Origin of the sequence: Halomonas sp. 707B3 (assembly GCF_024158645.1) — a bacterium.
In the GTDB taxonomy this organism is placed as follows: Bacteria; Pseudomonadota; Gammaproteobacteria; order Pseudomonadales; family Halomonadaceae; genus Vreelandella; species Vreelandella lionensis.
In genome coordinates this window covers 1-11,247 of sequence record NZ_JAMZBE010000117.1, presented here as the reverse complement: position 1 = coordinate 11,247, position 11,247 = coordinate 1, and the positions used below count along the sequence as shown (strand labels likewise).

Sequence of the window (11,247 nt, the reverse complement as noted above, 5' to 3'; positions counted from 1 at the left end):
GTCCTGGGGGTCACGCGGTGGTTTTACAGCCATGTGCGACTCGCCCTTAACCATCTTGGGGCGGCTCTGAGAGCAGCCCTACGTTGGCGACACCCGAGCTCTGCAGCGTGCTCATCAGCAGCACAATCTGGCCATAAGGCACATTGCGATCTCCTCGCACCATCACAGGCGTACCGGGACGACGCTGAAGAATAGCAGTCACTCGCTCCGACATTTGCTCCAGAGAAACCGCCGTCGAATCTTCTCCCAGAGTAATAAAGTAGCCGCCATCGCGATCTACCGAGATGATGATCGGGTCATTATCTTCCTGGGTTTCAATAGGCTCAGAGGTGACTTGAGGCAGATCTACTTGAACGCCTTGCGTCAGCATGGGAGCAGTAATCATAAAAATGACAAGCAGTACCAGCATCACGTCGATAAAAGGGACGACGTTGATCTCCCCCATCGGCTTGCTTTTGCCGCTACGATTGAACGGACCTTGCATGGCAGACTCCCTTAACTAGCGCTAGGTTTGCCGTCACGCCCTTGCAAGTTACGGTGCAAGATTGCGTGAAACTCTTCAGCAAAGTCTTCGTATTTACCCAGTAAGCGAGAAGCGTTATTGGATAGACGGTTGTAGAAAATAACAGCGGGAATCGCTGCGAAAAGGCCCATTGCCGTGGCAATCAGCGCTTCTGCAATCCAGGGTGCAACGGTCGCTAGTGTGGCTTGCTGGGTCATGGAAAGCGATTGGAATGAGCCCATAATGCCCCATACCGTACCAAATAAGCCGATATAAGGACTGGCGGAGGCAACCGTTGCCAGAAAAACAAGATGTTGGGTCAGGCGGTCTTCTTCCCGCGACCAGGCGACTCGCATGCTGCGCTGAACACCTTCCAGTACCGTATCGGCACTGCGGGTTTTGGGCATCAGGCGGTTAAATTCCCGAAAACCTGCCTGGAAAATGTGCTCTGCTCCATGACGAGGATCATCAGCGGGAATTTCGCGGTAGAGCTCGTTTAGGTCAACACCTGACCAAAACGACTCTTCAAACTGGTTGTACTCTTGCTTGGCTCGGCGTAGCGCAATGCTGCGCTGAAAGATCACCACCCATGAGAGGATTGACCCCACCACTAGCAGCAGCATGACCAGCTGTACCACAATGCTGGCACTCATTATTAAGTGGGGAATGGACATGGTGTTATCGTTCACAGTTGCCCTCATCAATCAATTAATGTCGTTTTCGACTGGGGTGTGGTGTTAAGCGACAATGGCCACGCTTTTGGACGCAGTGTCGTAGCGTTTAAGCAGGCTATCTCGACTGTTGCGGAGCACAAGAGTTCCTCGTCGCGCCGAACCAGTTGTTCAAATGTCATCCGGCAACGACCTTTTTCCGCAATGTTGGCAGTTACCGTCAGTGCCTCATCCAATCGTGCGGGTTTGGCATAGTGGCAGGCCATGCGGTATACCACTAGCTGTGTACCTTCGTCTAGCAACGTTTGCTGATTAAGGCCTAATTCTCTTAGCCACTCGCTGCGCGCCCGTTCCATAAACTTCAGGTAGTTAACGTAGTAGACAATTCCACCGGCGTCAGTATCTTCCATGTATACACGCACTGGTATGCTAAATTCGCCCGTCATGGCCGACGTTCTCCCTCAACATCAATTGACTGTTCGTGGGGCGTCCTATCAAAGTGCAGCCAGGCTTGACGAGTCACCACACGGCCTCTTGGTGTACGCATCATTAGCCCCTGCTGAATCAGATAAGGTTCAATCACATCTTCGATGGTATCGCGCTCTTCACCGATGGCCGCAGAGAGTGAGTCAACGCCCACCGGGCCGCCATCGAATTTGTCGATCATCGCCAGCAGTAAACGGCGGTCCATGTGATCCAAACCGTGGTGATCGACATTTAGCATATTGAGCGCCGCATCCGCTAATGTCACATCCACAACGCCATCGCCCTTTATTTCGGCGTAGTCCCGCACCCTGCGCAAAAGTCGGTTAGCGATACGCGGCGTACCACGGGAGCGGCGTGCCACTTCAATGGCACCTTCATGGCTGGTTTCAACGCCTAATAGCCGTGCTGAGCGGGCGACAATCTCGGTAAGCTCTTCCAGGTTATAAAACTCAAGACGCTGAACGATACCAAAGCGGTCACGCAGCGGTGAGGTCAACAACCCCGCACGAGTGGTGGCGCCCACCAGCGTAAACCTGGGCAGGTCGAGTTTAATAGAGCGTGCGGCGGGCCCTTCGCCAATCATGATGTCGAGCTGAAAGTCCTCCATCGCAGGGTAAAGGACTTCTTCCACCACGGGGGAAAGGCGATGAATTTCATCAATAAACAGTACATCACCCGGTTCAAGGTTGGTCAGCATAGCGGCGAGATCCCCCGCGCGCTCCAGCACCGGGCCAGAAGTAGATTTAAGCCCCACGCCCATTTCAGTGGCGATAATATTTGCCAGCGTGGTTTTTCCTAAGCCTGGCGGGCCAAACACCAGCGTGTGGTCCAAGCTCTCTTCGCGTAGCCTGGCTGCCCCAATAAAAATCTCAAGCTGTTCGCGAACCCGAGGCTGGCCAATATAGTCCTTGAGATGTTTCGGACGAATAGCATAGTCGATGCGCACTTCGCCCTGCTCTGGCTCAGCGGCAATTAATCGGTCGTGTTCTAACATAAAGACTCTTCTAGAGTGCTGACTAATGAGTACACACTATTGCACTCGTGCTGGTCTAACCGGACATGCGTTTGGTTAACGCGGCTTTGATCAAAGCTTCGGTAGTTTGATTGGGGTCGACGTCGGCTAACATTTTCGCCGCTTCTGTCAGCTTATAACCCAAGCTCACCAGGGCTGCTTCTGCATCTGCCAAATGATCTCTTGGAGCGGCTCGCCCGCTTGTCGCTTCAAGAGCCAGCGGCGCATCGTTGCCATGTTCCCACTCAGGAAAGCGGTCACGCATTTCGATGATAAGCCGCTCAGCCGTTTTCTTGCCAACGCCAGGTAGCTTGGTGAGCGCTTTGCTGTCGTCATCTCTGATACAGCGCATAAAGGCATCTTCATCCATACCCGACAGGATCGCTAACGCAAGTTTCGGCCCTACACCATTCACTTTGATCAAGGCGCGAAACAGCGCACGCTCATGCTCTCGTCCGAATCCATAGAGCAAATGCGCATCGTCACGGATGGTGAGATGGGTATAGAGTGACACCTGCTCGCCGGGAGCGGGCAGCGCTACAAAGGTGTTCATGGAGGCTTCAAGCTCATAACCAACGCCATGCACATCTACCACCATCCAGGGCGGCTGTTTTTCCAACAACAGGCCGGTTAAACGTCCAATCATCATAAGCCTCGCAGCCAATCAAAACAGCAGCCACTATAAAGCCACTCTGTACAGATGACCAGTAATGCCTAGAGCCGCCATCGCCCTGATGAACGGCGCTTACTGCGTGAAGGAGTCGCCGCCACCAGGGCGTTGCCAGCAAAAGCGTGGGTCAGTGCAATGGCTAGTGCATCGGCGGCATCTGCCTGGGGTGTCGCCGACAGGCCGAGCAGCGTGGTGACCATATGCTGCACCTGGCTTTTATCAGCGCCGCCCTGTCCGGTTACCGCTTGCTTAATCTGCCGAGCGGCATACTCCGCGATACTCAGCCCATGGTTAGCCAAGCAAACCAATGCTGCGCCGCGGGCTTGGCCTAGTTTGAGGGCCGAATCAGCATTTTTAGCCATAAAAACCCGCTCTACTGCAACAGCATCAGGGCGGTGCAGGCCAAACACTTCGCTAATACCGGCATATATTTGCGCCAAACGCTGCTCCAGTGCACCATCAGCCGTACGAATGCAGCCACTGGCCACATAGCGAGGCTTCACGCCTATTAGATCAATCACGCCGTAACCGGTGATACGTGAGCCTGGGTCAATGCCTAAAATTCTGACCGTGGTCGCCAGCTGTTTTTCGTCCATGGATTTTTCTCTTGGCACTGCCTAAAACAAAAACACCGACGCTAAGCGTCGGTGTTGTACTCGTCAAAACGTGAAGGCGGTCTTACTCGCCCGCTGCTTCCGCTTTGGCTTTTTGGCGTAAGCGAATGTTCAGCTCTTTGAGCTGATCAGCGCTGACTTCACCCGGTGCATCGGTCATCAAACAAGCAGCACTTTGGGTTTTCGGGAAGGCGATGACTTCACGAATGGTTTTCGCACCGGCCATGAGCATGACTAAGCGGTCCAGACCGAAGGCCAAGCCGCCATGGGGCGGTGCGCCGTACTGCAAGGCATCTAGCAGGAAGCCGAACTTCTCTTGCGCTTCCTCTTCGCCAATACCCAAAATTTCAAACACGGTGCTTTGCATGATTTGATTGTGAATACGGATAGAGCCGCCACCCAGTTCGGTACCGTTAAGCACCATGTCATAAGCGCGAGAAAGCGCTTTAGCCGGGTCTGCTTTCAGCTCTTCCGGCGAGCAGGAGGGCGCTGTAAACGGGTGGTGAAGCGGGCTTAGACGGCCATTGTCGTCGGCTTCGAACATGGGGAAGTCAACGACCCACAGCGGCGCCCAGGCTTGAGTGTAAAGGTTCAGGTCGGCACCCAGCTTGACACGCAGCGCGCCAATGGCTTCGTTGACGATACGCGCTTTATCCGCACCGAAGAAGATAATGTCACCATCTTCAGCGCCGACACGATCAAGCAGCTCTTCGACCACGTTTTCCATGAACTTAACGATCGGCGACTGCAGGCCATCTAGCCCTTTGGCACGCTCGTTCACTTTGATCCAGGCAAGGCCTTTAGCACCGTAGATACCTACGAACTTGGTGTATTCGTCGATCTCTTTACGGGAAAGCTTGGCACCACCCGGTACTTTAAGAGCCGCCACGCGGCCATCTTCTGCCTTGGCCGGCCCTGAGAACACATTGAAACTAACCTGCTGCATCAGGTCGTCAACGTCGGTGAGCTCCAGCGGAATACGCAGATCGGGTTTATCCGAACCAAAGCGATCCATGGCTTCTTGCCAAGTCATTCGCGGGAATTCCGGCAGTTCGACGCTCAGCACTTCCTGGAACAGTTGACGAATCATGGCTTCGGTAATGCCCATGATGTCGTCTTCTTCCACGAAAGAGGCTTCGATATCGATCTGTGTGAATTCAGGCTGACGGTCAGCGCGCAGGTCTTCATCGCGGAAGCACTTTGCGATTTGGTAGTAGCGGTCAAAACCCGCCACCATCAGCAGCTGCTTAAACAGCTGGGGAGACTGTGGCAGTGCAAAGAAGCTGCCCGCGTGAGTACGGCTAGGCACGAGGTAGTCCCGGGCACCTTCAGGCGTGGCTCGTGTCAGCACAGGCGTTTCAATATCTAGAAAGCCTTGGTTTTCTAGGTAAGCACGTACGTTATGAGAAATACGCGAACGAAGCCGCAGTTTTTCGATCATATCCGGGCGGCGTAGATCAATATAGCGGTGTTTCAGACGCACTTCTTCACCGACTTTGCCATGCTCATCAAGCTGGAAAGGCGGTGTCGCTGCGCTATTCAGTACTTCAACTTCTTTGGCCAGCACTTCAATCATGCCGGTGGGCATGTTGGGGTTCTGGGTGCCTTCAGGACGCAGCCGAACACGACCAGTAATGCGCAGAACATATTCGCTGCGTGCACGGTCGGCATTAGCAAACGCCTCGGCGGTATCGGGGTCTACGACAAACTGAGCGATACCATCACGGTCACGCATGTCGAGAAAAATAACCCCACCGTGGTCACGACGGCGGTGAACCCAACCGCAAACGGTGACCGTTTGATCCACCAATGTTTCGTTAAGCTGGCCGCAATAATGGCTGCGCATGTCTAATCCTGTTCTGTTTCGTGGCAATTAAGTTGTCTTGAGCCTTTAAAGGCCCTGACAGCCGCGGCTACGCCGCGGCGCCTTTTTTCGTTGACGTGCTGCCGACATCGCTTTTCGCGCTACCCGCTGCTTGTCCGTCGGCAGCTAAATTCTTTTTGCTACCTGTTTTGAAATCAGTTTCGTACCAACCGCCACCCGCTAAGCGGAACCCGGCTGCTGAGACCAAGCGCTCTAGATCATCTTGCTGACACGCAGGACAGCTTGTTAACGGATCGGCGCTAATTTTCTGAAGTTTTTCCATGCGATGGCCGCAGGCCTTGCACTCGTACTCATAGATGGGCATGTTGATGGCTCCTGAAAAGCTCAACTCCGACAGGTTTTATGTTGACAGTGTCGTGGCAAACTTAATGCTACCAGGCTGACAATATGTGGCCTGTCGGGATAAATTCCAAGACTGCGGTCGATAGAGCGGTCATTATACCCTTTTGTGCCCCCTGCCGAGCAAGGCCAAGCGGCTTTCGGCAGTTAATGGAGAAATAAAATGCCCAATGCGGTCATACTGGATGCCCAAAGCCTTGGCCCTGACATTGATTTGACGGCTATTCGTGATGCCGTCACGCACTTAGAAATACATCAGCAAAGCACCACAGCGCAGGCGCGTGAACGCCTAGCAGATGCTGAAATCGCCGTCGTCAATAAAGTAAGGCTGGATGCTGAGACGCTTTCACAGCTTCCTTCGTTACGATTGATCTGCGTGCTGGCCACTGGCTTGAATAACATTGACCTAGATGCTGCCAAAGCCCACAACATTATCGTTAAAAACGTGTCGGCCTATGGCACCGCCAGTGTGTCGCAGCACACGCTGATGCTGATGTTATCACTGGCGAATCGCTTACCCCGCTATCAGGCGGATATTGCCGATGGGAAATGGCAAGCGAGTGATTTTTTCTGCTTACAAGATCATCCAACACTCCAGCTTGCTGGCAAGCAGTTGGTGATGGTAGGTCAAGGAGAGCTGGGGTCTGAAGTGGCTCGGCTTGCAGAGGCGTTTGGTATGCAGGTCACGTTTGCCGCCCGTCCTGGCAACGAGCAAAACGATCAGCGACCTTCGCTGGATGACCTGCTGCCCTCGGCAGATGTGATTAGCCTGCACTGCCCACTGAACGATGCTACTAAGCACCTTCTCAACAAAGAGCGTCTAGCAAAAGCCAAGTCGTCGCTGCTAATCGTCAATTGTGCTCGTGGCGGTATTATTGATGAAGAAGCCGCGCTGGAAGCGCTTCGTAGCGGTAGCATCGGTGGTCTAGCCGTCGATGTGCTACCTGCCGAACCACCCAGAGATGGACACGCACTATTAGATGCGCTGGCGAATGCAGAACCTCTCAATCTGATCGTAACGCCGCACAACGCGTGGATCACGCCCGAAGCACGGCAAAACATCGTCGGCTTAACCGCCGACAATATTCGTGCGTGGCAGACAGAGAATCACTAACTTGCCAGCTAGGCACACTAAACGTGTGCCTAATAGGTCGAAAAGTGGTCAGGAGCGTGATGAGCATCCAGTGTTTCAAGTGTGACATGGGTCACCCGCGCCCCTTCTGGGCCCTGCCAAAGCCATTGGCTAAGCTCGGCAACGGCTGAAGAGGGCCCGCACATTAGCACTTCAACCCTGCCATCAGGCAGGTTCTTAGCGTAGCCGGTTAAGCCACGCATCAATGCCTGCTCTTGAGTGGCACGCCGGTACCATACTCCCTGCACTTTTCCTGTTACGTAGGCACGTACGCAGCAATGGGCCATGACAAACTCCTCCGTCGTTAAAGCAGCTCATGCTTAACCAGAACAGCGCTATTGCGGGGCACCAGTGGACGCCCACGTCGTAGTAGCAACGAGCGTGTGAACGCTGCACCAAAGAGTAAGATAAGCGAGCTGTAGTATACCCATAGTAAAATCATAACCACCGAACCCGCCGCACCATAGGTGGATGCCGTGGCCGTGTAGGCGAGGTAAATGGTAATAACACTGCGACCAATGGTAAACAGCACTGCTGTCACCACCGCACCAATGAAGACATCCTGCCAGCGTAGCACTACATCGGGCAGCACTTTAAAAATAGTCGCAAACAGCAGAGCGACCATGGCAAGCGATATTAACGACTCGGCGGTGGTGGTTAGTAGGCTTGCAAATGGCAACAGGTCGTTTGTCGCGTCTAGCATGCCGCGAAGCACCACTCCAAGCACTAGCGACACCAGCAAAATAAAGCCGATAGACAGTACAACGGTTAACGATAACAAACGGTTTTTGATAAAAATAAGTGCGCTGTTGCTATTTGGCTTCGCTCTAACCCCCCAAATGGTATTCAGCGAGAACTGCATCTGCGCAAATACGGTCGTTGCACCGATTACAAGGGCAATAAAGCCAAGAATTGTGGGCAGAACCCCCGACTCTTCAATGCGAGACTGGGCAACCGCCTGCTCTATTGCCAAGGCAGCTTCTGTGCCTAAGGTTCCTTGTAACTGCGCCACGATCTGACCATGAGCCGCCTCTTCGCCGAGGACCACGCCAATCACTGTAACCGCAATAATCACCGTGGGAGCTAACGAGAACAGCGTGTAGAACGCCAGCGACCCGGCGTAGCTAAACGCGTTACGCTCAAGCCAGAGTGACGTTGCATCTTGAATTACCTTCCACCAAAAAACGAGCGTGCGCTTAAGCATCATCACATTCCCTTAAAAGCAAATCACAGCGTTTTCATACAACGCTTATATACTGATTAATCAATAAGCATACCCAATGAAAACGCTCAGCGCAGGTATGATTGCGTTGCAGAGGCTGATGGGGCCGACCATAATGGCCACGCTTTATTCTCACATTTTCAGCAATCAAGGACACGCAATGAACTCAGATGCAGCTCGGTCTGTAACGTCTTATGACTTTGATTGCTTAGTATTTATTGGTCGCTTTCAGCCTCCCCATTTAGGCCACCTTGCCATCATCCGTGAAGCCCTTAAACAGGCTCGACAGGTAATCGTCATGGTGGGCTCCTCCTGGCAGGCGCGCTCGCTTCGTAACCCGTGGCATTTTGATGAGCGCCAAGCCATGATCCGCTCAGGATTTGATAATGCGGATAATCAACGACTTGAAATCACTCCGCTTCTGGATGCGCTTTACAACGACGATGTATGGGTCAGGGACGTGCAGCGGAAAGTGCGCGATTTAGCAGCTCCCGCCAATGCACGGTTGCCAAGGATTGGTCTAATCGGCGCAAATCGTGGGCAGTCCAGCTACTATTTATCGCTTTTTCCCCAATGGGAGTCGGTGAGTGTACCGCTCGTGGAGGGCATTTCGGCCAGCCAAATTAGAGAGCGGCTTTTCCGCTCACCTGGCTCAACCGATGATTATCTCAGTACGGGGGCTTACCATGACTTGCCCCCTGGCGTGGTAGAAAGCGTGGGTAAATTCTGCAAAGGCGAGGCCTATCATCGACTATTGGAAGAGCAGCAGTTGCTCGATCAGTATCGACAAGCATGGTCACAGGCGCCCTACCCACCCATCTTTGTCACCGTTAACGCGGTGGTTGTGCAGTCAGGGCACGTGCTACTGGTGAAACGTACTGCGGCGCCCGGCAAAGGCCTATTCGCGCTACCCGGCGGGTTTATCAACCCCCATGAGCGATTACTAGATGCCTGCTTACGTGAGCTGCGCGAACGGTTGCGCTTAAAAGTGCCAGAACCGGTATTGAAAGGCTCTCTGCGAGGTCAGCGGCTGTTTGATGAGCCCCACCGTAGCTGGCGAGGGCGCACACTGGCCGAAGCGTTCTACTTTGCTTTACGCCCAGACCAGCAGTTACCGCGCCTTAAACCTGTTAAGGGCGGCGACCATGCCCGTTGGGTGGCACTCGCCGACTTGGAGCCAGAGAGCCTCTTTGAAGATCACTTCTTTATTATTCAGAATTTCCTCGGCCTGCCTGCGGATTTTGGGTCCCTTTAAGCCTGCAGGAAATCACGCGGCAGTTTCATCATCTGCCGCCATAGGCGCTCTACTCCCGGCTTGTGGACCAGCGAGCAGCGATAGAGGCGAATTTCCAGCGGGATATCCCAGCTCTCATCACCGGCTCGCACAAGCTTGCCGCTTTTTAGCTCCTCGCGAATACAGAAGTCTGGAATCCAGGCAACCCCTACGCCTTGCAATACCATGCCCTTTAAGCCTTCAGCCATGGCGGTTTCATAGACGGTTCTTAGCTTCATACGCAGCGGGTCGTTTTTCAGCAGCATCCGCACGCTGCGACCTAAAAACGCCCCCTGGGTATAAGCCAGATAAGGAATGGAGCTATCGCGCTGCAAAGAGAACAACGGTTTCCCATGCTCGTCAGGCAGCGAAACAGGAAGCATCTTGACCTTACCGATAGAAAACGAAGGAAATACCTCCGCATCTAATTGCATTGTGGCGAAAGGGTCGTAGTAGGCCAGCATTAAGTCACAGTTCCCCTCACGCAGCACATGAATGGCTTCGCCAACGTTCATGGCAACCAAACGCGTTGGCAACTCCCCTAACCCTTTTTGTAGCCTAGAAATCCACGGCGGATAGAAGCTGAGCGCTAACGAGTGCGCCGCGACGATATCTAACGCTTCGTTGGCAATGGATAGCCCTCGCAAATGGCTGAGCGATTCGTTTAACTGTTCGACTAAGTTGCGGGCAGTCACCAAAAAAAGCTGCCCTTCTGAGGTTAAGCCAATCGGTGTCGTTGATCGGTCCACTAAGGTGACGCCAACTGCCTGCTCTAATGCCCGAATACGCCGACTAAACGCAGGCTGGGTGACATGGCGCTGTCGGGCAGAGGCAGAAAAACTGCGGGTGTTCGCCAGTGCGACGAAGTCTTCTAGCCATTTTGTTTCTAGATTCACCCATGACTCCTGTTATTTGAACGTTGATGGCTTGCGTCATTTGGTTGGGGCAAACGATTACTGTACGGGTGCCATTAAATAAGCAGCACGGGACACGACTTTTTTCCACATGGGGCGCTGACTCACTTCATCGAGAGTCACTCGGCGGCACTTGGAAAAATCGGCTTCCAGCATGGTGGCAACATCGTTGGCAAAATCGGCGCTGGGAATGAACGCAGTGATTTCAAAATTCAACCGAAACGATCGGTTATCAAGATTCACCGTACCTACAGTGGCGGATGAATGGTCGATAAGCATGACTTTTTGATGTAGAAACCCAGGTTGATAACGGTATATTTTTACACCCGCTTTTAACATATCCGGCAAAAAAGAGAACGCAGAGAGGAATACCAGCAAATGGTCGGGGCGCTCCGGGATCATGACGCGCACGTCGACGCCTCGCATAGCTGCCAATCGTAAAGAGTCTTGGACGCCCTGATCAGGTACGAAATAGGGGCTCGTAACCCAAAACCGCTGGTTAGCGCTATGAATCAGCTGCTGAACAA

General features: G+C 53.3%; 14 protein-coding genes. 2 read left to right on the top strand and 12 right to left on the bottom strand.

Annotated features, from left to right (window positions below; translation table 11 throughout):
- Positions 1–46 precede the first annotated feature (46 nt).
- The 8 genes from tolR to BIS10_RS14035 form a co-directional block, all read right to left on the bottom strand.
- The gene (gene tolR / locus BIS10_RS14070) at positions 47–484 is read right to left on the bottom strand and encodes a protein TolR (RefSeq protein ID WP_054645020.1); all 438 of its coding nucleotides are present in this window, start codon (positions 482–484) and stop codon (positions 47–49) included.
- An 11-nt stretch (positions 485–495) separates the two neighbouring features.
- Positions 496–1,191, bottom strand: a complete 696-nt coding sequence (tolQ, locus tag BIS10_RS14065; protein WP_253506049.1) for a protein TolQ — start codon at positions 1,189–1,191, stop codon at positions 496–498.
- 11 nt (positions 1,192–1,202) lie between these two features.
- A complete protein-coding gene (gene ybgC, locus BIS10_RS14060) occupies positions 1,203–1,619 on the bottom strand; it encodes a tol-pal system-associated acyl-CoA thioesterase (protein WP_083025907.1) in 417 nt (138 codons plus the stop codon).
- Positions 1,616–2,653, bottom strand: coding sequence for a Holliday junction branch migration DNA helicase RuvB (ruvB, locus tag BIS10_RS14055; protein WP_253506047.1), 1,038 nt, complete (start codon positions 2,651–2,653; stop codon positions 1,616–1,618). Before ruvB ends, ybgC begins: the two co-directional genes overlap by 4 nt.
- A 55-nt stretch (positions 2,654–2,708) precedes the next feature.
- Positions 2,709–3,317 carry a Holliday junction branch migration protein RuvA gene (gene ruvA / locus BIS10_RS14050; RefSeq protein WP_253506051.1) on the bottom strand — a complete coding sequence of 203 codons (609 nt, stop codon included), beginning with the start codon at positions 3,315–3,317 and terminating at the stop codon, positions 2,709–2,711.
- A 68-nt stretch (positions 3,318–3,385) separates the two neighbouring features.
- Complete coding sequence (gene ruvC, locus BIS10_RS14045) at positions 3,386–3,937, bottom strand: crossover junction endodeoxyribonuclease RuvC (protein WP_253506045.1); 552 nt, start codon at positions 3,935–3,937, stop codon at positions 3,386–3,388.
- Positions 3,938–4,019: 82 nt separating this feature from the next.
- Entirely contained in the window at positions 4,020–5,801 is a 1,782-nt protein-coding gene (aspS, locus tag BIS10_RS14040) for an aspartate--tRNA ligase (RefSeq protein ID WP_253506043.1), read from the bottom strand.
- Positions 5,802–5,868: 67 nt separating this feature from the next.
- Entirely contained in the window at positions 5,869–6,144 is a 276-nt protein-coding gene (locus BIS10_RS14035) for an FmdB family zinc ribbon protein (protein WP_044630077.1), read from the bottom strand.
- Positions 6,145–6,342: 198 nt separating this feature from the next.
- On the opposite strand from BIS10_RS14035, the gene BIS10_RS14030 reads away from it, so the two are divergent.
- On the top strand, positions 6,343–7,293 hold the full coding sequence (locus BIS10_RS14030) for a D-2-hydroxyacid dehydrogenase (protein ID WP_253506041.1): 951 nt from the start codon (positions 6,343–6,345) through the stop codon (positions 7,291–7,293).
- Between the two features lie 29 nt (positions 7,294–7,322).
- Here the strand turns inward: BIS10_RS14030 and yccX are convergent, their stop codons facing one another.
- Positions 7,323–7,598 carry an acylphosphatase gene (yccX, locus tag BIS10_RS14025; RefSeq protein ID WP_083025915.1) on the bottom strand — a complete coding sequence of 92 codons (276 nt, stop codon included), beginning with the start codon at positions 7,596–7,598 and terminating at the stop codon, positions 7,323–7,325.
- A 17-nt stretch (positions 7,599–7,615) separates the two neighbouring features.
- On the bottom strand, positions 7,616–8,515 hold the full coding sequence (locus BIS10_RS14020) for a YihY/virulence factor BrkB family protein (RefSeq protein WP_044630080.1): 900 nt from the start codon (positions 8,513–8,515) through the stop codon (positions 7,616–7,618).
- A 178-nt stretch (positions 8,516–8,693) separates the two neighbouring features.
- Here BIS10_RS14020 and BIS10_RS14015 point away from each other — a divergent pair, with 178 nt between their 5' ends.
- On the top strand, positions 8,694–9,788 hold the full coding sequence (locus BIS10_RS14015) for a bifunctional nicotinamide-nucleotide adenylyltransferase/Nudix hydroxylase (RefSeq protein ID WP_253506039.1): 1,095 nt from the start codon (positions 8,694–8,696) through the stop codon (positions 9,786–9,788).
- Here BIS10_RS14015 and BIS10_RS14010 read toward each other — a convergent pair.
- Positions 9,785–10,702 (bottom strand): LysR substrate-binding domain-containing protein, encoded by a 918-nt coding sequence (locus BIS10_RS14010; RefSeq protein ID WP_083025917.1) that lies wholly within the window; start codon positions 10,700–10,702, stop codon positions 9,785–9,787. The two genes, BIS10_RS14015 and BIS10_RS14010, sit on opposite strands and share 4 nt — an antisense overlap.
- Before the next feature lie 57 nt (positions 10,703–10,759).
- Positions 10,760–11,247, bottom strand: a 488-nt coding sequence (locus BIS10_RS14005; protein WP_253506037.1) for a phospholipase D-like domain-containing protein, incomplete at its 5' end; no start/stop codon positions are given.